Annotated in this window: 28 protein-coding genes and 1 pseudogene; 5 read left to right on the top strand and 24 right to left on the bottom strand. The window is 36.5% G+C overall.

The window, feature by feature from the left end; translation table 11 throughout:
• Position 1: 1 nt before the first annotated feature.
• The 3 genes from BSI_RS02360 to BSI_RS02370 form a co-directional block, all read right to left on the bottom strand.
• Positions 2 to 577 (bottom strand): hypothetical protein, encoded by a 576-nt coding sequence (locus tag BSI_RS02360; protein WP_003241745.1) that lies wholly within the window; start codon positions 575 to 577, stop codon positions 2 to 4.
• 220 nt (positions 578 to 797) lie between these two features.
• The gene (locus BSI_RS02365) at positions 798 to 2,048 is read right to left on the bottom strand and encodes a Y-family DNA polymerase (protein ID WP_003241743.1); all 1,251 of its coding nucleotides are present in this window, start codon (positions 2,046 to 2,048) and stop codon (positions 798 to 800) included.
• On the bottom strand, positions 2,041 to 2,373 hold the full coding sequence (locus tag BSI_RS02370; protein ID WP_003241741.1) for a YolD-like family protein: 333 nt from the start codon (positions 2,371 to 2,373) through the stop codon (positions 2,041 to 2,043). Before BSI_RS02370 ends, BSI_RS02365 begins: the two co-directional genes overlap by 8 nt.
• A gap of 173 nt (positions 2,374 to 2,546) precedes the next feature.
• Here BSI_RS02370 and BSI_RS02375 point away from each other — a divergent pair, with 173 nt between their 5' ends.
• The gene (locus BSI_RS02375; RefSeq protein WP_003241738.1) at positions 2,547 to 2,882 is read left to right on the top strand and encodes a YolC/YozM family protein; all 336 of its coding nucleotides are present in this window, start codon (positions 2,547 to 2,549) and stop codon (positions 2,880 to 2,882) included.
• A gap of 38 nt (positions 2,883 to 2,920) precedes the next feature.
• On the opposite strand, the gene BSI_RS0121620 is transcribed toward BSI_RS02375, so the two are convergent.
• Both BSI_RS0121620 and BSI_RS02380 read right to left on the bottom strand, forming a co-directional pair.
• Positions 2,921 to 3,280, bottom strand: coding sequence for a YolB family phage-derived protein (locus tag BSI_RS0121620; protein ID WP_032732301.1), 360 nt, complete (start codon positions 3,278 to 3,280; stop codon positions 2,921 to 2,923).
• A gap of 5 nt (positions 3,281 to 3,285) precedes the next feature.
• Positions 3,286 to 3,753, bottom strand: a complete 468-nt coding sequence (locus BSI_RS02380; protein ID WP_003241736.1) for a DUF4879 domain-containing protein — start codon at positions 3,751 to 3,753, stop codon at positions 3,286 to 3,288.
• Between the two features lie 239 nt (positions 3,754 to 3,992).
• Here BSI_RS02380 and BSI_RS22835 point away from each other — a divergent pair, with 239 nt between their 5' ends.
• On the top strand, positions 3,993 to 4,073 hold the full coding sequence (locus BSI_RS22835; RefSeq protein ID WP_127721184.1) for a putative holin-like toxin: 81 nt from the start codon (positions 3,993 to 3,995) through the stop codon (positions 4,071 to 4,073).
• A gap of 314 nt (positions 4,074 to 4,387) precedes the next feature.
• Here the strand turns inward: BSI_RS22835 and BSI_RS02385 are convergent, their stop codons facing one another.
• From BSI_RS02385 to BSI_RS02410, 6 genes are all read right to left on the bottom strand, one after another.
• The gene (locus BSI_RS02385) at positions 4,388 to 4,846 is read right to left on the bottom strand and encodes a YrhA family protein (RefSeq protein WP_003241734.1); all 459 of its coding nucleotides are present in this window, start codon (positions 4,844 to 4,846) and stop codon (positions 4,388 to 4,390) included.
• A 105-nt stretch (positions 4,847 to 4,951) separates the two neighbouring features.
• Positions 4,952 to 5,530 carry an SMI1/KNR4 family protein gene (locus BSI_RS02390; RefSeq protein WP_003241731.1) on the bottom strand — a complete coding sequence of 193 codons (579 nt, stop codon included), beginning with the start codon at positions 5,528 to 5,530 and terminating at the stop codon, positions 4,952 to 4,954.
• A gap of 55 nt (positions 5,531 to 5,585) precedes the next feature.
• Positions 5,586 to 6,044 (bottom strand): SMI1/KNR4 family protein, encoded by a 459-nt coding sequence (locus BSI_RS02395; RefSeq protein WP_003241729.1) that lies wholly within the window; start codon positions 6,042 to 6,044, stop codon positions 5,586 to 5,588.
• A 9-nt stretch (positions 6,045 to 6,053) separates the two neighbouring features.
• A complete protein-coding gene (gene yobL / locus BSI_RS02400; protein WP_003241727.1) occupies positions 6,054 to 7,856 on the bottom strand; it encodes an LXG family T7SS effector ribonuclease toxin YobL in 1,803 nt (600 codons plus the stop codon).
• Positions 7,857 to 7,955: 99 nt separating this feature from the next.
• A complete protein-coding gene (locus BSI_RS02405) occupies positions 7,956 to 8,513 on the bottom strand; it encodes an SMI1/KNR4 family protein (RefSeq protein WP_032732300.1) in 558 nt (185 codons plus the stop codon).
• A 20-nt stretch (positions 8,514 to 8,533) separates the two neighbouring features.
• Positions 8,534 to 9,520, bottom strand: a complete 987-nt coding sequence (locus BSI_RS02410; RefSeq protein ID WP_003241723.1) for an HNH endonuclease signature motif containing protein — start codon at positions 9,518 to 9,520, stop codon at positions 8,534 to 8,536.
• A gap of 267 nt (positions 9,521 to 9,787) precedes the next feature.
• On the opposite strand from BSI_RS02410, the gene yokF reads away from it, so the two are divergent.
• The gene (yokF, locus tag BSI_RS02415) at positions 9,788 to 10,678 is read left to right on the top strand and encodes an endonuclease YokF (RefSeq protein ID WP_003241721.1); all 891 of its coding nucleotides are present in this window, start codon (positions 9,788 to 9,790) and stop codon (positions 10,676 to 10,678) included.
• A gap of 346 nt (positions 10,679 to 11,024) precedes the next feature.
• Here the strand turns inward: yokF and BSI_RS02420 are convergent, their stop codons facing one another.
• From BSI_RS02420 to BSI_RS0121615, 6 genes and pseudogenes are all read right to left on the bottom strand, one after another.
• Entirely contained in the window at positions 11,025 to 11,852 is an 828-nt protein-coding gene (locus BSI_RS02420; protein WP_003241719.1) for a hypothetical protein, read from the bottom strand.
• A 105-nt stretch (positions 11,853 to 11,957) separates the two neighbouring features.
• Entirely contained in the window at positions 11,958 to 12,842 is an 885-nt protein-coding gene (locus BSI_RS02425) for an HNH endonuclease (RefSeq protein ID WP_003241714.1), read from the bottom strand.
• A gap of 92 nt (positions 12,843 to 12,934) precedes the next feature.
• Positions 12,935 to 13,774, bottom strand: a complete 840-nt coding sequence (locus tag BSI_RS02430) for an SMI1/KNR4 family protein (protein ID WP_003241712.1) — start codon at positions 13,772 to 13,774, stop codon at positions 12,935 to 12,937.
• An 851-nt stretch (positions 13,775 to 14,625) separates the two neighbouring features.
• Positions 14,626 to 15,681, bottom strand: a complete 1,056-nt coding sequence (locus tag BSI_RS02440) for a hypothetical protein (protein WP_003241708.1) — start codon at positions 15,679 to 15,681, stop codon at positions 14,626 to 14,628.
• A 622-nt stretch (positions 15,682 to 16,303) separates the two neighbouring features.
• Positions 16,304 to 16,438 (bottom strand): lysogeny pheromone AimP family peptide, encoded by a 135-nt coding sequence (locus BSI_RS22830; protein ID WP_003241706.1) that lies wholly within the window; start codon positions 16,436 to 16,438, stop codon positions 16,304 to 16,306.
• A 46-nt stretch (positions 16,439 to 16,484) separates the two neighbouring features.
• Positions 16,485 to 17,386 (bottom strand): annotated as a pseudogene (locus tag BSI_RS0121615) (AimR family lysis-lysogeny pheromone receptor).
• A gap of 288 nt (positions 17,387 to 17,674) precedes the next feature.
• On the opposite strand from BSI_RS0121615, the gene BSI_RS02445 reads away from it, so the two are divergent.
• The gene (locus BSI_RS02445) at positions 17,675 to 18,229 is read left to right on the top strand and encodes a helix-turn-helix domain-containing protein (protein WP_003241701.1); all 555 of its coding nucleotides are present in this window, start codon (positions 17,675 to 17,677) and stop codon (positions 18,227 to 18,229) included.
• A 465-nt stretch (positions 18,230 to 18,694) separates the two neighbouring features.
• Here the strand turns inward: BSI_RS02445 and csaA are convergent, their stop codons facing one another.
• The 7 genes from csaA to BSI_RS02480 form a co-directional block, all read right to left on the bottom strand.
• A complete protein-coding gene (csaA, locus tag BSI_RS02450) occupies positions 18,695 to 19,027 on the bottom strand; it encodes a chaperone CsaA (RefSeq protein WP_003241699.1) in 333 nt (110 codons plus the stop codon).
• A 64-nt stretch (positions 19,028 to 19,091) separates the two neighbouring features.
• Positions 19,092 to 19,817 (bottom strand): AraC family transcriptional regulator, encoded by a 726-nt coding sequence (locus tag BSI_RS02455; RefSeq protein ID WP_080030907.1) that lies wholly within the window; start codon positions 19,815 to 19,817, stop codon positions 19,092 to 19,094.
• Between the two features lie 14 nt (positions 19,818 to 19,831).
• On the bottom strand, positions 19,832 to 20,575 hold the full coding sequence (locus BSI_RS02460; RefSeq protein WP_003241695.1) for a GNAT family N-acetyltransferase: 744 nt from the start codon (positions 20,573 to 20,575) through the stop codon (positions 19,832 to 19,834).
• 77 nt (positions 20,576 to 20,652) lie between these two features.
• Positions 20,653 to 21,228: a TetR/AcrR family transcriptional regulator gene (locus tag BSI_RS02465; protein ID WP_032732299.1), complete on the bottom strand. Its 576-nt coding sequence runs from the start codon at positions 21,226 to 21,228 to the stop codon at positions 20,653 to 20,655.
• Positions 21,229 to 21,232: 4 nt separating this feature from the next.
• Positions 21,233 to 21,934 (bottom strand): MBL fold metallo-hydrolase, encoded by a 702-nt coding sequence (locus tag BSI_RS02470; RefSeq protein ID WP_003241690.1) that lies wholly within the window; start codon positions 21,932 to 21,934, stop codon positions 21,233 to 21,235.
• A 76-nt stretch (positions 21,935 to 22,010) separates the two neighbouring features.
• The gene (locus BSI_RS02475) at positions 22,011 to 22,493 is read right to left on the bottom strand and encodes a GyrI-like domain-containing protein (RefSeq protein ID WP_003241688.1); all 483 of its coding nucleotides are present in this window, start codon (positions 22,491 to 22,493) and stop codon (positions 22,011 to 22,013) included.
• Positions 22,494 to 22,546: 53 nt separating this feature from the next.
• Positions 22,547 to 23,485: a helix-turn-helix transcriptional regulator gene (locus BSI_RS02480; protein ID WP_003241686.1), complete on the bottom strand. Its 939-nt coding sequence runs from the start codon at positions 23,483 to 23,485 to the stop codon at positions 22,547 to 22,549.
• Positions 23,486 to 23,693: 208 nt separating this feature from the next.
• On the opposite strand from BSI_RS02480, the gene csk22 reads away from it, so the two are divergent.
• Positions 23,694 to 24,239, top strand: a complete 546-nt coding sequence (gene csk22 / locus BSI_RS02485) for a mother cell-specific sporulation protein Csk22 (protein WP_003241682.1) — start codon at positions 23,694 to 23,696, stop codon at positions 24,237 to 24,239.
• Positions 24,240 to 24,249: the final 10 nt, after the last annotated feature.

Genomic DNA, 24,249 nt, shown 5'->3' with positions numbered 1-24,249 from the left:
TTCAATCAACCCCTTCTTTCATACGTTCCAAATACATTAAAAGATCATATATTAATCTATCAATAACCTCTTTATTTTTATTTCCTTCTAAATGAATCAATTCTTCAGACGTAAGCTTATTTTTGTTTATAAGACTTACTAAGTTTCTAATCTCTGTTCGGTATGGTTTTAAGTACAGCTCTCCCTCAGTTTTATCTAGTAGTTTATATATATGAAGAACGTTCAAACAAGATTTTTTAAAAGTGTTTGTAACATTACCTTTAGAGATACATTCACCAATATCCTTTAAAGACTGCATGAGCTCCGTTTTTGCTTTTCCGTTTAAGTATACTATGTCAGTTTTATTTTTAACAAAATCTACATGGGAGTACTTATTATATAATATAAAAACCAACAATAACGAAATTGAAGTAAATAAAAAACCACATATCACTAAAAAGTCTGAAAAAAATGCATTACGTAATATTTCATGAAATAACAACACGAACAATAAAGATAAAATAATTGGCAAAGGAAAACACAATAGAAATAAAATCGGAAGTCTATTACTCAAGGATTTGATTTTGCTACCAAGCATATTTAATACCTACCTTCTCAAAATCAAGACCTGTTTAGCACATTATAACAAATGCTAAGCAGGCTTTATCGTATCTAAAAACAAATTGACTTTTTGCAAAACGAAACACTTTCTCTTAATTATAATAAATATTTTCCAACATTTCATTAATCCAGAAAAATATATTCAAGAGTGAAGAGATTATCAAACTACTTTGTTTTGTAAAAAGTCAGCTCCTTTATTATGATTTATGTCCCCCAGTAAGCCCAGCTCTGTGAATTGCTGTCCCTGCGGGTGTATAAGAAACTGCTCTTAGAATCGCATTCGATCCGTATTTGCTTCTAATTCCATCCATCACAAACCCGAGTTTCCTTCTCTTCTCATTATCCACCTCAAATAAACTCAGCTGCTGATTCACATCATCCTCAATATTTGATAACGTAACTGAGATACTTCTCACTGTTTTATCCGAGTAAAACTTATTAAAAAGCATCAAGCAGCATCTATAAATATCCATCGTGATATTTGTGGGAAGATCAATTGTTTTTGCTCGATGAAATCCACCACCAAGCTCATCCTTGCTGTATCCAATTCCCAGGCTTATTGTTCGACCAACTTTATTGTGTGTACGTGCCCTTCTTGCAACTTCCTCACAAATCTCCAGAAGAACAGCCTTAATCTCTTCTCTCCTTGTGTAATCCCTCAGTAAAATCTGACTCTTACCAAAACTAATCTGACCCTGCATCAATGGAGCACCTATTTCTGATAAATCAATTCCATGTGCATGGTAGTACAGCTGGTTCCCCATTATTCCGAACTTCTTTTCAAGCAGCTCTAAAGGAAATTTAGCTAACTGACCTACAGTTGATATCCCCATTCGGTTCAGGTTTCTTTCCATCCTCCCTCCTATTCCCCACATTTTAGACAACGGGTGAACCTTCCAGAGTTTATTTGGCACATCTTCATATCTCCAACGTGCAATACCACTCTTCGTTTTCTTACTCTCCAGGTCAAGTGCAAGCTTGCTGAGTAACATATTGTCTCCAATACCTACTGTGCACATCAAACCAAATTCTCTCCACATGCTGCTTTGAATTGCTTTGGCCATTTCCTCTGGATCTTCTTTTCCTGCATCTAAAAAAGATTCATCAATTGAATACGTATGAACACATTTTTCTGGAACAAATCTGTAAAACAGCTTTGTAATCTCAGTTGAAACTCTGATGAAAAGCTTCATTTGAGGATTTACAATGTGTATTCTTGGATCTTCAGGTATCTCAAAAAGTCTTGATCCTGTTTTGATTCCAAAATCTTTTTTAAGTGCAGGAGATGCAGCTAATACTACACTTCCCTGTCTATCCGTATTCCCTACAACAGCAAGATAACATGTTAAAGGATTAAGCCCCATTGTTACAGCCGATACAGAAGCATAAAACGATTTCATATCGACACAAAGTATATTCTTTCGTGGAAATTGTGAGTAATCAATCATTGTATGTAACTCCTATGATGTTATTCATGTTGATATAAACTGTATTGTCGTTCTGGTCTTTTACGTGAAGCTTTTGTTGTTCAAAATTAATGTAATGTACTCTGCCGGTAACATTTTCAACAAAACCATCGTTAAAAAGCTTGAATTGCAATTCCTTGTTAAATTCAAGTGCCTCAGAGACGAGAAGATCCATCTCTTCAATTTGTTGGTCATCTAAAGATGGCTTTTCAATTTTTGATACATCAATCAAATCTTGTTTAAGCTGTGTTAAATGTTCTGGAAGCATCATTGATGTCCATTTGATTGTTCCTCGATCTCTAAGCATATCGACTCACTCCTTTATTGATCTAATATTAACAGAACAAACGTTCTTTATTCAATATAGATAAGAACAAAGGTTCGATGTAAATGTTGGTAATAAAATATAAAGGTTAATAATGATATCCGTAGTATTAATAAAGGAGAGATTCTTTTCGACGAGGGAGGGTGCGATGGTGAATGAAGAAGAGGTTAATTGGATTTTTGGTCTTAGTTCCTGCTTTGATTATGTCGGGTATAACTTTAATCGAATCAAACAAAAAAGCCCCTGTAGAAGTTTTAGAAAGTGCTTGGGATGAATTTGGTTTATTTAGTTTTCAAATTGGAATAACAGATCCGGCAATTACAATTGGCATGGATCAAACCAAAAGTGAAGCAAAGCTCCGTGAATATTTAGAACATAATCTGTCTAGAGAAGCCAAGGAAAAATATAAGATTTATATATTCAAAGATGATATTGATAAGCTGGAGAAAGAACATCAAGAATATTTGAAAGAAAATAATCTCAATAAGTAAAACGCCCAGCACTTATTAAGCTGGGCACTGTTTCGTATTTAAATTGAATTTTTATAAGCATTAATTGCTTCGTTTCGCAACAACATATTATTTTTGTTAACCATGCCTAAGTTGTAAGCTTTTTTAATAATATCTAATACCTGTGAATCTAATACAGAGAGATTGCCTCCTGGATTAAATCTTGATTTCCAATAGTCTAAAGACTTATTTAGGTCAAGTGAGCTTTTTTTGTTCTCGGGTTTAACTACTTCATTTTTCTCAAGTTTTTCACAGAATTCACTAAAACCAATGGATCTACTAGGAGCTGAGTTATTCCCCCCGTATCCTTCTGTAGCCAAGCTGCAAAATGCTAAGAACTTTGGATCTTTAGTTACATCATAATTAGAAGTGCTAATCACCTGGTTCACTCTCTTTCAAAATCAATTTTTTGGCTGTAAACAAAAGTGGTGCCTGAGCTTAATGCTTTAATCTGTATAGAGTTATCTTGAAGTGCGTCCATTGGAATCTCAAAATATTTATCCCAGCCTATAACCACCTTATTCTGACCAAGAATGGCATCGGATTTGTACATCCTAGCTGTACCATCATATAACAGATTTTTCCCATCTTTACCCGTGATAACTGTTAACTTTGTATACCCCATAAAACGAGCCCTAACGTGAAGTTTATCACCTTTTAAAACACTTGGAGCTTTGGTTTGGTTAAAGTTAATGTAATCCCAAGCAAAGTCGTTTCCATCTGATGTTATCCCTGTAATTTGAAGATAATAAAGTGGTGTTGCTTCAGCTGCTTTGGCTTTTGATGAATCAGTGAAAGCAAAAGCTACTACTGCTAGAAGAGCAAGCAGCACATACGTAATTCTCTTCTTCATTTCCTAAATCCTCCTTGGTACAAGTTTACATGTTAAATATCGTCATTTGAAGAGAATTGTTTAATATTTGAAATAAAAAAAGAACCTGCATTTTGCAAGTTCTTTTCATATTGTCAATTTATTGTGAATTTTTAACGACAAGGGCATTTATGTATAGTATAATATTTCCTGTACATAAAGTTTGCTCACTCAAGGGAGTCTTGCTCACCTCCATGTCTCAAACAGAGGAGGTGAGGCCAATGTCAACTTTTCAAGTATTAGTACTCATGCTTGGATTTGGGTCATTTATAATTGCATTGTTGACCTATATAAAAAAATAGACCTCCCTTGAGCCCTGGAAAAGTTTAAGGGATGGTCTATTCGGTAGATCTGAGCAAGCCCTTTTGTGGGCAGCTTTAGTACAAACAATGACCTGTGGGTGTTGGCGCACCCCTGGTCTTCTTTTTATTTTATGCATTTCTTAAGAAAGAAATACGCCTGTAACCAATCAAATGTCTTACAGTTCTGATTATAACACATTAAGTGAAACCATTGAAATAATTTGCAAAACTTTTGTTTTATGGATAAAACCATTATTTTATTGAATTGGAGATGCTTATTTCTGCAAGATCTCATACAATTGCAATACTTTTGCTTAGTCGTCTAAACTAACTTTCAATGCATCAGCTAGCATGGTGTTAAAATCATCAAATTTGTTCATCGGCGTTCCAGAGGGTTTATCAAGCTCTAAGTATTCATTCTCAATTACATCTAAACAATACCAAGCTGTATCTGAGTCACCAAAAAACAGATATTTTTTCTGCTCATCATTTTCGTGCCACTGTTCATTTGTTTCAATAAAACCATAAACTTCTTCATCATTTTCTTCTTCCAATAAATCATTGTCGATTCCGTAAATCACTAAACCATTGAAATCTAATCCGTTTACACTTTGAAGGAATTCCTTATATCCTGTAGGAATCTCATTTATAGGAAACTTGCCTACAACCGCCGCTTCAAATTTATTAATTTCTTTTTCTGTAGCAGAGGAGTTTGGTTCATCTCCATACTTTGCTTCTTTTTTGCGAATATCTTCTAATAAATTTACCGACATAAAACTGCCCCCTTTTATCCCGGCTACATTCTAAACTACCGCTATTCTTTAATAAAAAAGCTGTCCTATTGAGAGCTTAAAACATTATCTTTGCAATATCTTTTCTTAACTGTTTAGTAAGTCATCATCTAATTCAATATACAGAATCCCATCATCTTCTTCATCAGTTTCAATTGGTTCATCAACTAAACTTAAGATAAACTCCTCAAACGAATTGGCAATCAGGAAAAAGTCTTTATCTGGATGACTTAACTCATGATCCCAAAACAATATCTTTTCATTATCGATATCCATACATATTTCATTCCCGCCTGCAGAGCTTGCAATAGGAATTATATTTCTAGGAAAACGATCAGAATATGTATCGATCGCTTTTTGAATACTGCTATGATCGTTCGCTAAACCGTAAAAATCCTCTAACAATTGCGTATCATCGTCCTTACCCATCCAAGGATCTTTCTCTAAAGGTTTATAGCAAACGTCATACTCAATTTCATCTGTTGTTTTTTTACTTTCTAGATAACAGCCGCCATATTCCTTCAAAAAATCCTTATAATCGGAAGGTAATTGTTTTCCTATGTTCATTTCAATTTCTTTGAGTTGTTCATTTTTATTGATGCTGGGATCTGTTTTTGCATCAATTGAAAACTCTTTCAACTTTTGTTTGATATTATAGAAGCTCACTTTATTTACCCCTTCATATGTATGGAAAAATGAGTTAAAGACCTTCTTTTCAGTTTTAGTCGTCCCAGTCTTCATCCTCTTCCCAGTCATCTTTCGCTTCTTGAATCTTATTATAAAAAAATTCAATAAAGCTTTCTGCAACAGTATCTTGATAACCAATTACCCTATCCCATTCAACTACTGGGCATTCTCCGTCCTTCATTTTATTCGTGTCTAGACAGTAAGCAAAGTAATCAACATCTTCAATAACCACAAGTCCATCAGGAAGGCCGTAGTGTTCTCTATATTCCTTAGTTCTATTTACAACTGATGCATGATCAAAGTTGTAACCTAAAACTAAAACACCGAATAAACCACCAGCACCGTATTTTTCTAAAAACCATTTATAGCTATTGGGAAGAACGCATTGGAGGATTTCTTCAATGCGTTCAATGTTTTTATGACTTGCGCCATCTGTAAATATAGCATTTTGTTTATTTTCATTAATAAAGTTTTCAACCTTCGAATAAATCATTTAAACACCTCAATTTCCATTCTCAAATTGTTTCGCTCTCCACTTCCAATATCTCTTTCTAAAGCTCTCGTATTGTGCTTTTAAAACCTTATCATTTCTAAAACTTTCACCATCAGACTTAAGCTTATGAATGACATCACTATATTTTGTATGTAAACTGTTCGGGATTTCAAGCATTGGGCCAGGTTCTTCTTGAATCAGGTGATGTAAATTAATCTGTGTGCCATCTTTTGCATAAGGGGCATTCCCGTTTTTCATTAGCTGAAGATTTGTAACGCCGAATTCTGTTTTTTGATTAATATCTATATCTTTCATAGTATACACTCTTCGACTTACATCTTTAACTTTCCCCTTCGCCTTTACCTTCCCCTTTATTTCATACGCTTCATACTTTTCTTTATTTAGCCATGGGGGACTTATCTTTTGGCCAGTAAACGGTTTTCTTGTTCCATCTGGTATTTTCTTCGCATTAGTCAAAAGTTCATTCTTAAGGTTTTGGCTATCAACCACATTGTATGGTACGTTATCAGCTAGAGCAAGCTTATACTTAGGGTTGTAAGGCAACAAATCTGAAATATTGACATTCTTAATTTTCTTCCCTGCTTGCCCTGCCTTGTTTATGACCTTACCTGCTACATCTGCTTTGTTGATGGCTCCTGCACCTTTTGTTCCAACAATTGCTGTAACTGTTGAACCAACAGCGTAGGTCACCCATCTTGATCTAGAGTAGGCATCCCCATTCACCATATCTTTTTGGTATGACTCTTCTATTGCTGCTGAAACAGCATCATATGTTTTTACTGGATGAAGAACTGCATTGCCCAGCGCTGAGAGTGTTTCTCCCGGATCGGTGATGAAGTCCCATATGCCGGTTACAGTGTCTTTTCCTACATCATATAAACCTACTCCTACACCTTTTACGATATCCCAGGTGATTTCTCCTGCTCCTTCTAGCTGCTTCGCTTGTTCAATTTGCACTGCAAGCTGTACTTGAGCCGGTTCAAGATTCTCGTACCCTACTTTCTTAGCAATCTCTAAATATTCATCAGGGTCAGAAACACCGTCATTAAGTTTTTTCTTTAATTCCTTGATTTCACGTTCCTTTGCTTCTTCTTTCTTCACGCTTAAGTAAGCTTCAGAATGCTTCTCAATATCGCCTTTTTTCTTATGTATGTCACTTTCTCTGTACGCTTTAGCGTTATAGTGTATCGGAGTGGCGTTTTTCCCTTTACCTGTTGACTCCTGCAGCTTTTTAAAATCTTGCTGAATAAATTGTTCATTTGGTTCAGTCTCAGCGTACTCTGTTTTTAAATCCTCATCAAGCTTGTTTAGCTTATCGATTGTTTTTTCACGTTTGTCATCTGCAGAAGAAAGTTTGTCTTTGAAGTCTTCTGTTGAGAATATTTCAAGTGGAAGAATATCATTGATGTCATTTAAAATGTCTTTCATTGCTTTCTTTTGTTCAGACATAATGGATTTTGATTTTGTGTATGCATTGACAAGTTCATGTTCTAAAAAAGATTCTTCTATGTAAGCATCAGACATCTTAGCATCTTCAAGTTTTGCAGAAATACTGCTTAAGAAAGCAATTTTCATATCGATGAGATCAATCCATTGATCTGTAACGCCGACATGGTCATGATAAAATGCTTTAATGTTGTCTGCACCCTTACCTGAAAACTCGCTGTCATCTAGGTCAGCTACGTCCTTAAACGCTTTTCTGAGCTTCACCATTTGTGACCTTAGTTCCTTGTACTCTTTGGTTCTTTTATCTGCTTCAGAGAGTAATGAATCAGCCTCAAATACCTTCATATCATTCTCCTTCCTAGCCCTACTCTATGTAAATTTTACCACAATCATCTATTTGAATAACAGAAAAAGACAGCCAAAATGACTGTCTTATACATCACACTATCTTGTTCTATAATAATTTTCTGCGGTATAGTAGCGCCAATCCCAAAAAGGTTCCCCATTAGCCAATATATACCGGTCTAAAAATATTTCAAAGTTTAAATTTAATGGATTATATTCTAAACCACTTTCAAATATATAGAGATAGTTAGGATCACCTTGATTAATTTTATCTTTATCGATCATTAAATGGCATTCTTCCAATAAGTAGCCAATTGGGATACCATTGATACCTTCAAACAAATCCTCATATTTTAGTTCCTCTTCAATCTCTTCAAGGCTAAATAGCTGAAGTCCTCCACCTATATTCTCCCCATCAGAAAGAATCTCAAAAATTTTCGCACCGTTATGTAGTGTAATAAACTTCTGATAATCCTCGGGAAGGGTAATCTGATGTTTAGCTTCAAAGCTTTGAATCTCGTTAAGGGTTGCTTTGTCCGGTGAAAAAGTAACAAGACATTCCATGGTATCTCCTTCAGAACAAAACAATTTAATGGCTCCTTTTTCATCTAAGAGACTTTTCAAACCGTTTACAGTCTTATGAACAAAGTTAGTCAAATAAATCCCCCACTCACTTGTTAGTATCCAGCCCACCAAGGAGACACAGTTTTCCGGTGGAAATCCTTTTTCAATGGGAATAAATTGTTCATATCATTATCCCCTCCGTACTGAAGAGGAATAATATGGTGGATTTCATAATCATCCCAATTCCATTTTGGATCTCCATATTTCTTTTTATACCAACTTTTATATTTGTCTCTAATTTTTTTATCCCTTTTCTCTCTATCTTCAACTGGGATAACTTTCATGTTAGCATAAGCAGGTGCCGGCATTACTTTTTTGTTATGACTGTTTTTTGCATATGGGTATAACACCGCTTTTTTATTTGCAAGAAATGGTGAAGACGTTTTAGAGTCAACCACTGGAGGAGAATCTTTCCATACAACCGAAGCCGAAAATTCTCTCTTATAGAAGCTAGTCCCACCGACTCTAAAACTTTTTGAAGAACTTGCTCCTGCCTTTATTTCTCCAAGCATAAATTTCTTAGTGTGTGCAAGAACTCTAATGTACTTTCCATTTACGGATTTATTGGCTAACAAATTATTTGAAGCATTCACGTACATAGGCTTTGTGCCAACAACTTTAGTGATTCTAATGACGTTTGTTATTGATTTGTTCTTCTCACTTAATAATGTTTCAACTTGTACTTCTACATGGCCAGGTACTTTTCCTTTAGTTTTATTCTTTATTTTGGTCTCCTTGTTAGAATACAGATCAACTCGATCTCCTGAAATACTTGAATCGTAGTTGTAGAGATAATCATGATTTAACTCAGATGCGACAATATCTGCTTGTTTAATTTGTTCTTTTTCATTTCCAAGATCGACTTTTTTCAATTTGGCATTTTTATTTTCATCAACTTCAAATTTAAGTGTTCCCTTAAACAATGAGGTGACATCCTTCTCAGAATTAGATGAAGTTGCTTCAACCTCTTTAGTGTTTAAGAAGAGTAACATGGTGAATGATAAAACTGCAAATAAAATTAGTGGAACAAATTTTTTCATAACGGTTTCTCCTTTAATGTCAAATTTAAACCTCTTATGAAAACTCACAGATGAATAATTTTTCTTTTTTTACATTTAATACCTCCTCTCATGAAAAATAGTACCACTGACCTTTATTTCAAACAATGCTTTTTGCTCACTTTTAAACTATTATTTATGTAAGATTTTATTTAAAAATCAATTTGAAAAGATTGGATAAAGGATTATAATTATTGATGGTCTACCGATATAGATAGAGAACAACCATTCTAAAAAGGGGAAATGAAGTTGAAGAAAGTGATATTAGGCTTTGCAGCATTCACTTTGAGCTTATCATTGGCAGCCTGCAGCTCAAATGATTCTGAAAAAGTAAGCACGGAAAAAGAAACACCACAAGCGTCTACGGATGTAGAAAAGAAAACAGAACAAAAGGAATCTACTAAAGAAAAAACTGCTGACAAATCTAAGGAAAAAGACAAAAAGGAATTGGTCGATGTTACTCTAGTTAGAGCAGTTGATGGTGACACAATTAAAGTTAGCTACAACGGAAATATAGACACAGTTCGCTACTTGCTTGTAGACACACCTGAGACGAAGAAACCAGATTCATGTGTTCAACCGTACGGTGAAGATGCATCAAAACGAAATAAAGAATTGGTCAGCAGTGGTAAGCTGCAGCTTGAATTTGATAAAGGTGACCACAGAGATAAGTATGGAAGGCTATTAGCTTATGTTTATGTGGATGGCAAATCTGTTCAGGAAACGCTGTTAAAAGAAGGATTGGCCAGAGTAGCATATGTATACGAGCCAAATACGAAATACATAGACCAATTTAAGAAAGACGAGCAGGAAGCAAAATCAGAGAAGCTTTCAATTTGGAGTAAGAATGGATATGTGACTGACCGAGGTTTTAATGGGTGTGTGAAAGAGAAAACCACTGCAGTTAAAAAAGCAACAACATCTAAACCAGCAACATCACAGCCGACAACTCCAAAGGCATCAAGTGAAACTTCGACTACAACTGAAAACGAAGCTTCTTCAGAGTCAACTGGAGAAACAGAAACATTTAAAAATTGTACAGAGTTAAGAAAGAAATATCCGAATGGAGTGCCTAGCTCCCACCCTGCTTACCAATCTAAAATGGACAGGGATCATGACAACTATGCATGTGAACGATAATTGAAAGCCCATTGTGGCTTTCTTTTTTTGTAAAAATCCTAAGACTTGGACTTTTATATTCAAAAACAGAAATTCATAATTATCAATACTTTTTTAACCTAAATTGACTTTCCAGTAATAATTCCTATCAATTTACGTTGCTTTATATTTGTATCGAGTTTTCCATTAACCCTTCTTCAAATAATGCAACATAAACATCAACGATTTTTATTTCTCTGATTGGACTAACCGTATATAAGAACTTGATACCTATCCTCCTGCATCCCCTTTCATGCCTTGGAATAAATCCTGTAGCGAATAAGTTAGATACAAAAAATAACCCCTTTCAAAGTGGGGTTATTTGTACTCAAGATAGCCTTTTTAATTCATCCATCGCTTCGATATAATCGGGACTTTGCATAATACTAAACTTAACATTTCCTTCTTCAAATAATTCTTCTGAATATGAATAAACAAGAACTAATTCTTCACCACCAACTTCTTTTTGTAATGAAGAAATCCATTCCCCCGAATCGGTAATATATTTAATATAAAATTTAGTTGTTAGAACGAATACTTCCTTCATTATTTTATTCATAGTGTGAGCGAAACCATCCATTACAATAGCTTCTTCCATCTCCTCTATTTCTTCTTTTACAGCACTCCATCCTGAATACTTTAATAATTCTCGTTGATTTATTGCGACTTGGAGACCATCATATCCAGGTATTATAGAAGTGAATGGAATATTAAAGTGTTGTGCATAATTCCTCAGTCTAATTAAGAATCGAAACTCAAAAAAATCGTCATACATTTTTGACAAAATCTTTTCAAACTCTTTCTTCACATCCGAATTAAGAGTTTTTGATAGAGCTGAAGGAATAAGATCATTGTATGTCCTGAGCATTGATAGATAATTCATGAGCAATCTATTAGCTTCAAACAAGATATTCCCTGGGTTTTCTAGTGTAGCTGGAGTTGGGTTTTCATCTTTGAACGTTTCTAAAAACTTTTCCAATTCTTCTCCATTTCTCACAATCAGTTCATATAAATGCTTGTTTTTTAAATGTAAAGCAAGATAATCAACAGTTTTAACATATTTTGTGTACTCTTCTTGCGTAAACTCTCTAGTTGTTTTTAGATTTAAGCTACCATATTCATTCATATTCTCAATAATGCCAATTTTATAGAACATAACTTCCTCCTATGATTATTTACCTTTTAGTTCATTTTATCGACAAAACCTGTTTTTGGAAACACTTTAAAAAACCCCTTCTCTAAAAAGAGAAGAGGAATAAATTCACAGAGAACCCCAGATAGATTTACCACCTGTATGTCCGGTTTTTTCATGTATAGTTCTATTTACTAATTGCAGTCTGCCTGTATTTTCGTGGTGATGCCATATATACCCTCGTGGGGTTTTCCCGTTTTTAATGTCTTGGATTTGATACTTATTGAATTTTTTCGCATGCTCCCAAGTATTAATTGCCTTCTTCAAAGATGCATTTGCATTTTTAAATTGAGTACCGTTTGAGGATTTAATTAGACTCATAGGGAGGTTGTAATTGTATTTAGATGCGAAAACAGGAAACCCTTTAGAATTAAATTTCACTCCAGTTTTAGGGTGCTTCTTTCCTGCAAGCTTACCATTTCTGACTGCAATTTTCTTTGTAGTTGACTTTAACGTTTGCTTGACTAAGAGCTTACCACCGACACGACTAACAACAGCAATTGCAGGTGGAATTAACCAAGCCCACTGAGCGTGATAAGATTCGTCCTCACCTACATCATCAGTTTCAGGTTCAGTGGCGCTTTCAGTCGGAGTTACAACATTCTCTTCAAATTCACTATCAGGAACACTTTCGTCTTCAATGATTTCCTCTTCAGTAGCTCCATCTTCTAATAAATTCTCGTCTTCATAGACAGGAGCACCTGCTAAATTATCATAATACGAATCTTCCGAAACATCAGAGTAATCTTCGTATGTATCCTCTTCGTAGTTAAAGTCGTCCTCATACTCTTCATACTCGGAATCAATCGGATTTTCATCTGATCCTTGAACTGACTCTGTTCCAGGTTGAACCGGCTGTTCAATTGACTGCGCTTCAGCAAAGTTCGGCAACACAAAAGTTAGCAGCAGAAGCAAACTCAAAACGACACTCAAAACCTTCTGATAGCTTTTCATTAATTCCCTCTTTTCTTCAGGATTTTTAACACACTTCCATTCTAGTACAAATGATGTTAAAAATAAACAAAAAGAGGAAAATAATACTTATTTTACAAAAAGTCTTTTAGTTGATCTAGTATAATCTCAGTATCTTCATTTTTGGACTTTCCTAACTCTTTAGCAGCTTCTTGTACAACAGTTCTTAGATTATTTGACTTTATTTGGTGCGAGTACGAAGAAACAATTGACATCAATACGTCAGCCAATTCAAAAGCCATGTCACCTTGTGCTCCTATGGAATTATCTTTAATAATGTTCACCAACCACTTTAGGTCTTCAACACTTTGGATTGGAAAAAGAGAAATCCTATGAATCTCCATAGGGTTCTTATTAGCCAGAATTTTTTCGACTTCTTCCTTCTGAATAGCTTCTGGATCATTTGGATCAATACTTGGAATTTCATCAAAATCTAAATTTTCGTCTTCTTGAACTTCTTCGTATTCGTGTGTATATAGTTTAGATAAGAATTCATCAAATGAATCTGCAATCTTAAAATCATTATTTAATTCTAGGTCAAAGTAATGGACAGGTGGATTTTCATTAGTTAGGCGATAATCTAATGCAACCCAATTATGCCCATCTCCCTGTATTAACAATAATCTTTGTGGTAACCCCCACTCTTTAATTAGGTACTCACTCTCTAAGATTCCCAGATCCTTTCCTATTCCTCTAATATGATCAACTTCAATATGATCGTCTGCCCAAGATGTTTCCTGATCTGTTGGGAACGCATTAAAATTAATCAATCCACCATTTTGTTGAATGATCAATTTTTTATATTGTTCAGGCAAAGTTAAGTTTAACTCTAGTTCAACATTCTTTATTTCATCTTCACTAATGTCTTTTAACCTAAAAGGATCATATTCACTGTTCTCCCAAAACTCACTCATGGTATTCCCTCCTATGGGCTATGTAATGATTCTCCAAGACATATACGCTTTTAAGTTCGGAAAGTTTCATTCAAAGTAGTGCTGGAAATTAAACAAGCGGTGATGTTAATTTACTTGAGGCTTATCTTAGAAGAAAAGCCAGAGAGTATGTGAGGGAACTCTCTGGCCTATAGTGGTTGATACACCAACTATGATACATATACAGGATACTTTAAATTTAGGATGTATTCAAGCAGCTTTCAGGTTTAAATAAAATGTGAATTTTATTTGGAATTAGATACTATATACATACATATCCGATAAAGCCAAAACTAATTAATGAATGTGTCAACTCCATACAACCTTTTCTTCAAGGTGTGTACCAGTCATGCTAAATTGAGTCTTTTAGTTTGACCATTTTTTTAGCTTTGCAAGAACTTTTTATAAAGGTGAGGTTGAAGTAAATCTGATTTAATTTTTCTTCTTTATCGTTATAAAGTGCAGATGAATCCAAAGAGTAAACAAACACTGATTTAGTCAAATTTTCACTTTCCAATAAGTAATCCTCCAATTGTTTATTCCGAAGAATGATTAACTTGTTAATCATGATGAGAAGATGAACAAAGTTTACTTTGTACATCTAGGCTCTTCCTAAATTTCAATGATTAAAGCATACTTGGGGGATGCTTTAGGTTTAATAATCCTCCGCTACGCTACAAATTATTAAACTTTCAGCCAACCATCCCCCAAACCCCCTTCAGACTGGTGTATTCACACTTTTTCTTCTATATATGACTTAAACTAAAAAAATTTGACGGTTTAATGTTCCTATTGTATTGGTTTATAATATAGGAAGTTTAAACCGTTATTTTTTATAGCCCACTTGGCAAAGAATGGTCAATATCATAGGTTAGATCATCCTGGACTTCCATCTGTTCAATTTGATTGCTTATACTCTCAGCATCCTCATTAATTAGGAGGTCAATTAACTTCTTGAAATCATGAATGTAATTTTCACTGATTCTATAATTGTTCTCTCTAAAGATTGAATGTGATCTTTTGTGTCTCCTCTCAGCATTCTTCAATAACTTTGAACAAGCTGTTTGATTAAGCTTTTTCTTATAGTCGATACGCTCAATTTCTTTTAATAAGAAACCTATAAGCTCCTTACACTCATTCTCAATGTATTTATCATTTGCAGTAATGTCATAAGCTGCGAAGTAATATTTGAGATTGCTACATTCATTTATCAGCGTCTGTGATCTTCGTTTAAATTCAGACCAATGTCTCGACAGTCTTACATGACGGATTTCTTTATAACCTAGTTCATCAAGCACCTGTTTCTCACACGTCATAATCATTTTCTTCTCGGCTGACGATGCTTTACGTGGTCTGAATTTCCCTTTCTCACAAACCTTTATAATGATGTCATACATTATTAACCTCTTCTCAACCAACTTGTTTAACGCCTGTTCAATAGCCTTTTTAAAGCTATTGTTGCTGCTGTCGTAGAAATCTTTAACAATTTCGGTGTCTGTGTTTGCATATTTAGCAAGAGACTTTCTTTTTTCAAAGCAATACTTATAGTTGTGATTAACAAGACTTACTGATTTAATTAACATCCCTTTACTTATAGACATATTTCCATTCTTGCTTAGAGCAAGCATATCAAGTATAAGAAGCTGTATGAACTCACTATAGACTGTATTATTCCCCTTGCGTTTTGTTTTTTCTAAGGGCTGCTCAAACACTTTATCTATTATTATGGAATGTCCAACTTTACTATATGTACAATATCTCTCTAGTTCTCTAAACTGAGCTTTACGGCTATCTCCTGAACGTTTTATTTCTATTCCAAGTTCACCGCAAAGGATTTTATAATTTTTAAACGTTTTCCCTGATGTCAAAGCTTCTATTTTTATATGCACTCTCTCCTTTTATAAAGTTAGGACTCATCCAGTTAAGGACCAGTCAGATATGTAGTCATATATGTAAGTGTCTGATGGCTTACTGTTCTTGTTATCTGCAACAATTGGCGCTCTGTTTTCATTAACTTCAAGCTTACACCACAGTTGTTCACCAGTTTCACGATTGATGTCGTTGAAGCTTGAAACGTCCACATAGACTTCGAGACAATATGAGGAAGATAACTTGATTAAAGCGGTATCAAAGCATTCTGTAACAGTCATTTGATGAAAACCGTTAGAGGAGAATTTATCCAGGTTATCAATCATTATCCTTTAATATCATTTTTTCGATGACTTTTCTATATGTAACTTTCTTGCAAACACCATCACGCAATATGTAAGGCAACCCAACTACCACTGAATTATATGGTTGAGGGCTAATAATCTCTGCTATGTAACCATCGTGCTAAGTATTGCATTATGTTTTTGGTTATAATAAAACGGGTTATCTTCTCTGATCCGCTTAAATCCATTGGCCTAAATCAATTCATACGCTTCTTCTTACAATCAAATAAATCTCCACTAATTTTATTTTTATTCTAAATAGTTTAATAGGAACGAAAGCCATTAAAGGCTGTATGGATTATGCTCCACGACCAAAACCAGCTACATGGAATGTTTCGTTACCTGATGCAGAATGAAGACCACTTTGTTGACCAGCTACAAAACCAATTGCAAGTGCAGCTACGATAGTCAGACCGATAGTTACTTTTTTCATATTATGTTCACCTCCTTTCAAGTGATATCGTTAGATGTCGAACGATTTAGAGGGCAAGCAAATCCAAAATCTGCGCATCCTCACCCATTTCCCTTAATTGATCTAAAGGTAAGCGAACACAGAATAAATCACCGGACAGCTTGAAATGTTTAATCGATTTATAAAAGTATCTCTTGTCCTTATAAGCGAGTCCTTTTAGATAGAAATGGATGCCATAGTCATTATCGATGCTTGGTATTTCTTCTAGGTAATCTAAAATTTCTTTAGCATAATCTAGATTGTTTCTCTTGATGTGATAATGTGCAATTTCTTGGATGTCTGTGGTTTCTTCCGAATCAGGATTTAGCCAAAAGTTCTCTTTTCGCCAGTGATTCTCCAAGAAGCAAAGACTTCTAGTTAATTGTAATTCTGCCAAATGGTTATTATCAGTATGATTCAAACCTTTTAAGAAATATTCTTTCGCTCGTTCATAATCATCAAGGATGTACGTGTTCCCCATTGTCAGACAGCTGTATGCAACCAATCTATCAATATTCTTTAAATTAATGCCGTAGGAGCAGTAAAAGCGTGCTTGAGTCATTTTATTTTGACTGAACGCTGAAGCACCTAGCAGAGCCATCAGACGGTTATAAAAGTAGCTTTTAATATCATCATTGTTCTCGATTAAATCAAGATCTACAATAGTCGACATTTCTGCAAGATTAGAGTATTCTGCCACTTCAAGGTAGTAATACAATGGAATTATGTATGTAAATACCCTCATTTCCTGTGTCTTGGGATCGAGCTTTCCAATTGCTTTAAGTGCCTGATGTGCGTTTAATCGCCTTTGTCTTGTCTACGTTTGATCTGATACATCGCAGCCCATTCGCGTTCAATTGGACAGCTGCTATTGATTAATTGTTCAATCAATGTGTCAGTTTGTTCACACTGTTCATTGATATCTGACATTTCAAGTTGTACTTTTACATCTACATTCGTTTTTTCAACTTCTCTCTCTTTAACTGTCAATGAAATAGCCTCCTAATTAAATCACTCTAATAGAACATATGATCCCATTAAAATTGGCAGGAATATGGTATATACTTTATCGACTTTTCTGGGATTGATTTAAGTATAATCTAATCAAAATTATTAATCAATATATTTTATCTTATAATTTATAATTTATTCATTTTATTTTAATAACTTATTATTTATGTTATTATGAGAGCAAATAGTTAATACCGGAGGAACAATATGATGAGTGAACAAGTGATTCAAAAAATCGCTAACTTAATAAAAACTCATAGAAAAATGGTTAAACGCTTCTCTACTACAGAACTTGCCAACATGGTTGGTGTAAGTCAGGCTACAATCTCTAATATAGAGAATGGAAAGTTTGGTAAAAGAGCAAATAGTATAGCTACAGTTAAAATAATATTTGAAGTATTAGACATTCCAGATACAGATCCAGAAATTAGATCATTTCTTAATATTAAAGATGACGAAATTTCCAAAGAGGTAATTAGAGGATTCGGATGGACAGTACCTATTACTAGAACAACTAAAGTTAGGATTGATGTTGCTGCTGAAGTAAATGCTAAACAACTTCAATATCATCACCTAACAGATGAAGAACAGTCAGAAATAAATGAGATATTCAATTTTGAAAGTGAAGTTTTAATAAGAAGTGTCATGGACTATATTCAAGAGAACTTTGATGAGATTCAAAAAAGAGCTGTTTCAAATGTTAAAAAGAAGGTTCAGAAACTTAGCCAAAAAATAAATGAAGATATTGATAATAATATTTAATGCCTATGTAGAGATCATAGGCATTTTTTGTGCATAAAAAAGACCTGAATTAGAAATCCAGGTCACACTACTCCCCTGTATTCACCTTATTATTTAGTACGTTTTTATTGATTTAACAGCATTTATTTACATTCACAATACGGTGTTCTAGGTCACACCCAGGTCACAGTATGGGTCACATTCAGTGTTGTTGATGACAAGGAGTAATGTAATATTTGTCATACAATTAAACAATAATACAGTAAACATTGTAAATTTTTGATTATATTCGACACGATTAGACAGATTTACTCACAATTAAAAAGTTACCCTTGCATTCCTTCAGCCGCCATGCTATATTCATATAGCGATGAGCTGAATTGTGTAAGCCGATGTACATGCCCTTTGCGGCACACACGAATGTGGCGTGTGGTGCATCGCCTCAATACGCAAAGACGTTTGCCTAAGGCAAACGTCTTTTTTGTGTTATCCGATTTTTGTGCCGTTTGGGACAGGCTGCCCCGGCTGCAATAGGACGACGTCGCCCTGGCCGGGAATGCCGCCAAGGACCAGCACTTCCGATTTAAATCCGGCGATCCGGCGCGGCGGAAAGTTGACGACTGCTATAATTTGCTTGTTGATGAGATCTTGCGGCTGATAACGCTTCGTGATTTGCGCGCTTGATTGTTTCATGCCGATTTCTGCTCCAAAATCAATCACAAGCTTAATCGCCGGGACTCTTGCTTCAGGAAATTCCTCCGCTTTTACAATAGTGCCTGTTCTGATATCCAATTTCTCAAAATCTTCAATGACTGCCATATCAATAACTCCTTTTTCTCCTATTATAAAAGAGGTGTATGAGGTTTGTTTAACCAAAGGACCATCATTTTTTATCCGAATATAAGGTATTTCGATATAGCCGGGGCGGCATGCCTGTACTTTTCGTGAACCATCTTGTAAATGAAGATAGATTTTGAAAGCCCAGCGCCTCGCTCACGTTAGTAAGGGTTTCCTTTTTCTCTATCAGCATTCGTTTCGCTTCCTCGAGACGAAGATTGGCAATATAGCTCTGCGGAGACTTCCCGGTCTGCTTCTTGAACCAGCTTGAATAGTAGGCTGGGTGGTAATGCTCGATTTCTGCCAGCTTCTTAATCGTCAGCCGCTCAGATAAATGGCTGTGAATGTAGGCAATTGAGTCGTAGGTATGGGATTGCAGCTTTTCTTTTATGTATTGAACAAGCATATGCAGCGAGTTTGCTGTACCGGCCTTTGCTTCCTCCGTCAATAAGTACCTGATCGAAGACCAGAAAGGATCAAGTGAGGCTTCAATTCCCGACCCTGCATGAAATTTATCAATTTTCAACGCATATAGCGGAACATCCAGTACAAGACATTCATTTCTCCCGATTGAACGGAAACGATGCTCGCACTCAGCCGGAATATATAAAAACCGATCCGGCTTTAATGTCACCTCGCGCCCCTCCGTCTCAAGATCAATACTCCCTTCAAGCGGAAAAAGAAATTGGCTGTACGCGTGCTTATGTGAATGATAAAGTCGTGTATATGTCCGTTTTTCGCAAATAATCTCTTGAAGCGAGTCCATCAGCAAGCCCCTTCCTTTGGTCATTTTTTGATCCGGTAATGGTGTTCCGATATAGGTGAAAATCCGATTTTTTCATATAAAGAAACTGCCGCAAGGTTTTCTTTCAACACTTGCAGATACATGTGCTTCGCTCCGTTGCTGATTGCCCATTCAGTCAACACCCTGATTACTTGAGTTCCTGCCCCTTTCCCTCTATGCTTCTTGGCTACAACGATGTTACTGAGTCCTCCATAGCCATCAATGACAGAAGCCGTTCCAACCGCTGTCAGGCTCCCTTGGTCATACATCGTGAAAAAGGTTTTACACGGCGGCATGCGTTTGAAAATGTTTGAATAGCCTTGATGCCGCTTCGGCGAAAATCCTTCTAATCTTATAAAATTATCAATCCAAACAGACGACGGTACCTGTTCCCACTTGTATGTCAATCGGCGATTGTCTTCTGTACGGTTCATAATGTCCCGGCACAATGCAGTCATTTGAAAACATTCATCTGCCTTTTCATATCCGCTGTCTGCCAATGCGCCATCAAGCCCTTTCGGAGATGCATTACTGATATGAAAACAAACAGGCAAGCCTAAGCTTTTATAAAAATGCTCGACCTCTTGCTGGAAATCTCCTTCAGGCATATCCGCAGAAGTCCATACGCTGTTCGCCCTTTTGGTTACGCCAAAGTTGGCTCTGAGAAGCCATTGTCCCATGCTTTTCTGAATATAAGACGGCCATGAAGCTGCCGCTAACTGCTCAATTTTATGAATATCATCCATAGCATAATGTCTCTCCCCTATGTATACTACCAATACATTATACAATATTCAGAAATATAAGACATCTTTTTATTAGTTTACATAATATTTTTATTGTTAATCGATAATCCTGACAAAAACGTCCGAATTGAAAATGACAGACTTTCTAAAATATCCTCTTCACGTTCAAATGCTTCTTTTGCGATTAAAGCAGTAAAGCCATGAAGCAAACTTCTGAGCCCCCTTGTCGCGTGAATGGCAGTCTTTTCGCATGCATATCTATTTTCAATGAGCAGATTCGTCACAAGCTGGACAATTTGGTCCGACACGATTTCCGCTCTTTTGTCCTGAATCTTAAGCAAAGCCGCCTCATAATATCCGGGATTTTCAACTGCAAAATCAACATATGCATGAGCTAAAGAAAGCAGAGCGGCATCTCCCTTTTGTTCGGTTACAGAGGCTGCCATTTGATCAAAAAGCTTTGTCAGCCCGCTGACAGCAAGCTCTGTTCTGACCGCTTGCAGCCCGTTGACATGATTATACAGCGATGGAGGGCGAACATTCATTTTTTTAGACAGTGCGGCAAGCGTGACACTATTCAAGCCTTCCTGATCGGCAATCTCCGCTGCCGCGTCTACAATCATTTTTTGGTTCAATCCTATTCTGGGTGACATGCTATCATCCTTTCTTTGCTTTTTGTATCGCCTGTCGCATCCGCTCTGAGGGTGATCTCAGAAAATTCCCATGTCCGACAGCGAGACAGGAAGGCGCCTTGTCGGCGAGCAATTGTGCGCTTTTGATGGCCTTCTCCTTATTCCATGTGGCGAAGGCAGGAAAAGGAAACGTCCATTTTACCTGTCCTGATACAGCGATTCCTCCGCGTGATTGAAAGGCATCTCCTGCTATTATAATGCCGTTTCTTGTATCAAGAAATGACATGCTGCCCGGTGTATGGCCCGGTGTTGGAATTGCAAGCAGAGAACCAATTGTTTCACCGCCCGTCAGCAGCTGGTGAGGCTTTGTTTGCACGTGTTTCGGAATACCTCCTTTTATAGGTGTCTGCGGCTCATCATGACGCAAGGATGTATCACCTTGCAGCAGAAAAGAATCCCGTTCTGAGATCATCACCTTTGCATGAGGAAACGCTTGTGTCAATGTATCCAGTGATCCGACATGATCCCCATGTGCATGGGTCAGTAAAATATGCTGAAGCGGTTTTCCTAGCTGATTTACAGCTTGAATAATTCCTTTATAGCTGCCTGGAATTGCGGCATCAATAAGGGTGACTTCGTTTTCTTCCTCTACTAAATAGCAATTGACCGGAAACAAAACTGGAAAAAAAGTCAGCTGCCAAACCGTTTGATTCTGGGTAACTCTCATCTTTTTATTCCCCCTAACAAAAAACTAATGGCATTAGTTTCATTATAACTAACACCATTAGTTTTTCAAGAGTTTTTCAATTTTTTATGGCGACATATATATTAACTTGCGCCCGTTGAGGTACTGCTGCACTTTGATCATACATCTCAAAGTCGCCTGTAAATGTACGCAGATGACGCTTATCCCAAGTCCAAATTTCCTTCCACGTTTCATACACAATCTCTTCAATAGGGCCGATTCTGGAAGTGAAAACGGCATAAGCGGAAGCCGGCAAATCAATGTTTTCATACGGTTCCGGAAGAGTCCCGCTGTCCTCCTGAAACGCTCCGACTGAAAATGTGTAAAACCCATTCGTCTCCTGTTCGTAATTGGAATATAAGGCGATAATGCTTTGATCTTTTTCAGCCTGTGAGAAAAGAATCCTCATATCCTGCTGCCAGAATTGATCCCATAGGGCCGGGATCCGCCTTTCTTCTGTCATTTCCAATGCGTTGCTTGTCCGCTGTGATAGTCCGGCAAACCGTTTCTGTTTTAAGTCTGTTATATGTGAAAAACTCATATGTTCCCTCCTTTTTACCTAGATTATAAAAAAAGAAACCTGACAGCAGTGTGTCAGGTTTCATATACTTTTTGCATTTGATGAATGGTATCTTTTACTTTATCCCGTATATGAAGAGGTTCCAAAACCTCAATATCCTTTCCGAACTGCAGCAAAAAACCGATCAGCCATTGATCTTCTGGAAGAGAAATCACTGCCCGGCAGTTTTCATCTTCATCACAATGAAGAACCTCAGATCCGAACCATTCACGTATGCGCTGACGTGCTGGCTGCTGAACAAGAATAACCAGTTCAGTTAAACGGTCCTTTTCGTACCAATTCCTATCCCACGGCAAGGTATCCAGCTGAATGTCTTTTCTGATAAAGGAATTTTGTAAAATGGCCATATCTTTCATCCGGTTAAGTTTAAAAAAGCGAAAATCGTTTCTAACCAGACAATAGGCGTATAAATACCAGCGCCCTGCCTTGCAAACCAATGTGTAGGGTTCTGTTTCACGAAGAAGTGTTTCCCCGCTTGCGTTCGTATATGTAAATGATATCGTTGACAATTGATCGATGGCGGCACTGATTTTCTCACGAAGTGCCTTTTGATCCTCAGTATGGCCCCAAGCCGTCATGTCAATAAACCATTTTTCTGTTTGATGCTTAAATGCTTCAGCAGATTGCTCCGGTATGAGGTGCTTAATTTTTTGATAAGCTGTGCTGTGAGAAGCAGGTTCACACATGGAAGAGACACTCTGCAAAGCGGACGCAATCGCAAACAGCTCCTCCTCTTTCAGCCACTCTCTCTCAAGCCGATACGTTTCCATAATGCCAATTCCGCCCCCGGCGCCCTGTGAGGTCACAATCGGAATACCAGCTCTATTGATCGTATCAATATCACGGTAAATTGTTCTGACGGATACTTCAAATAGCTCAGCAAGTTCAGCAGCCTGCACTTGTTTTTTGCTGATTAATAACACAACAATCGCTAACAAACGTTCCAGTTTCATTCTGTGCACCTTTTCTTCTTTTCATTTCCAACAAATTCAATCATAACATTTTTATAAAGCTTGGGCATATCTATTATGCGGCCCAAAGACACCTCGCATATGTTATGAAAGCAGGGGTTTCCCCTTCTTTTTTATGTTCAGTATTTGATTTCAACTACTATTTCGAACCGGATAAGCATACACTTCTCAACGGAGGGGATTTCACATCATGCATCTTACACTTCAGAGCGTTTATCCTGCCATGATTATTATCTTTTTTCTGTATAAAAAAATTAAAAGGTCCATCGGATATCAGCCGCTGAAACCTCACTGGCTGTTCACCCGTATGATTCTTTTCTCGCTGTTTGCTTTTGGTCTTTCGGTCTTCAGCATCACTCACCCTTTTTTATATGGATCTCTCATTTTGGGCATTCTTGGCGGATGGCTCCTTGTCTTTTTCGCTAAGAAAAACATCTCCTTTGAAAAACGCAGAGGAAAAATCTATTTTCGGACTCATATTTGGGTAGAAGTGATACTCTTAACCTTGTTTTTATCAAGATTTCTGTATCGAGTGACAGAGCTTTATCTTACCTCGCCTGATCTAAACAGCCTTGGCTCTTACAGTCAGTCAATCGGAACTGATCCTCTGACAATTGGCGTCTTTTTTCTGATAGCCGTTTATTATATCGGGTTTTCTTCTTTTGTCATCAAACTCAGCAGAAACGAACTCGATCAGAACGGACACGATAAAGAAAAAGACATCCTTGCCCGCTAGCAGCGATTGA

It is taken from the genome of Bacillus inaquosorum KCTC 13429 (assembly GCF_000332645.1).
Lineage (GTDB): Bacteria > Bacillota > Bacilli > Bacillales > Bacillaceae > Bacillus > Bacillus inaquosorum.
The sequence above is the reverse complement of the archived record's forward strand: the minus strand, read 5'-3'. Positions and strand labels throughout refer to the sequence as shown.

Coding starts and splice junctions, on each gene's coding strand:
- BSI_RS02360 (WP_003241745.1), bottom strand. CDS start 577: ATGCTTGGTAGCAAAATCAAATCCTTGAGTAATAGACTTCCGATTTTA.
- BSI_RS02365 (WP_003241743.1), bottom strand. CDS start 2,048: ATGATTGATTACTCACAATTTCCACGAAAGAATATACTTTGTGTCGAT.
- BSI_RS02370 (WP_003241741.1), bottom strand. CDS start 2,373: ATGCTTAGAGATCGAGGAACAATCAAATGGACATCAATGATGCTTCCA.
- BSI_RS02375 (WP_003241738.1), top strand. CDS start 2,547: ATGAAGAAGAGGTTAATTGGATTTTTGGTCTTAGTTCCTGCTTTGATT.
- BSI_RS02380 (WP_003241736.1), bottom strand. CDS start 3,753: ATGAAGAAGAGAATTACGTATGTGCTGCTTGCTCTTCTAGCAGTAGTA.
- BSI_RS22835 (WP_127721184.1), top strand. CDS start 3,993: ATGTCAACTTTTCAAGTATTAGTACTCATGCTTGGATTTGGGTCATTT.
- BSI_RS02385 (WP_003241734.1), bottom strand. CDS start 4,846: ATGTCGGTAAATTTATTAGAAGATATTCGCAAAAAAGAAGCAAAGTAT.
- BSI_RS02395 (WP_003241729.1), bottom strand. CDS start 6,044: ATGATTTATTCGAAGGTTGAAAACTTTATTAATGAAAATAAACAAAAT.
- yobL (WP_003241727.1), bottom strand. CDS start 7,856: ATGAAGGTATTTGAGGCTGATTCATTACTCTCTGAAGCAGATAAAAGA.
- BSI_RS02410 (WP_003241723.1), bottom strand. CDS start 9,520: ATGAAAAAATTTGTTCCACTAATTTTATTTGCAGTTTTATCATTCACC.
- BSI_RS02420 (WP_003241719.1), bottom strand. CDS start 11,852: ATGTTCTATAAAATTGGCATTATTGAGAATATGAATGAATATGGTAGC.
- BSI_RS02425 (WP_003241714.1), bottom strand. CDS start 12,842: ATGAAAAGCTATCAGAAGGTTTTGAGTGTCGTTTTGAGTTTGCTTCTG.
- BSI_RS02430 (WP_003241712.1), bottom strand. CDS start 13,774: ATGAGTGAGTTTTGGGAGAACAGTGAATATGATCCTTTTAGGTTAAAA.
- BSI_RS22830 (WP_003241706.1), bottom strand. CDS start 16,438: ATGAAAAAAGTAACTATCGGTCTGACTATCGTAGCTGCACTTGCAATT.
- BSI_RS02445 (WP_003241701.1), top strand. CDS start 17,675: ATGATGAGTGAACAAGTGATTCAAAAAATCGCTAACTTAATAAAAACT.
- csaA (WP_003241699.1), bottom strand. CDS start 19,027: ATGGCAGTCATTGAAGATTTTGAGAAATTGGATATCAGAACAGGCACT.
- BSI_RS02460 (WP_003241695.1), bottom strand. CDS start 20,575: ATGGATGATATTCATAAAATTGAGCAGTTAGCGGCAGCTTCATGGCCG.
- BSI_RS02465 (WP_032732299.1), bottom strand. CDS start 21,228: ATGTCACCCAGAATAGGATTGAACCAAAAAATGATTGTAGACGCGGCA.
- BSI_RS02470 (WP_003241690.1), bottom strand. CDS start 21,934: ATGAGAGTTACCCAGAATCAAACGGTTTGGCAGCTGACTTTTTTTCCA.
- BSI_RS02475 (WP_003241688.1), bottom strand. CDS start 22,493: ATGAGTTTTTCACATATAACAGACTTAAAACAGAAACGGTTTGCCGGA.
- BSI_RS02480 (WP_003241686.1), bottom strand. CDS start 23,485: ATGAAACTGGAACGTTTGTTAGCGATTGTTGTGTTATTAATCAGCAAA.
- csk22 (WP_003241682.1), top strand. CDS start 23,694: ATGCATCTTACACTTCAGAGCGTTTATCCTGCCATGATTATTATCTTT.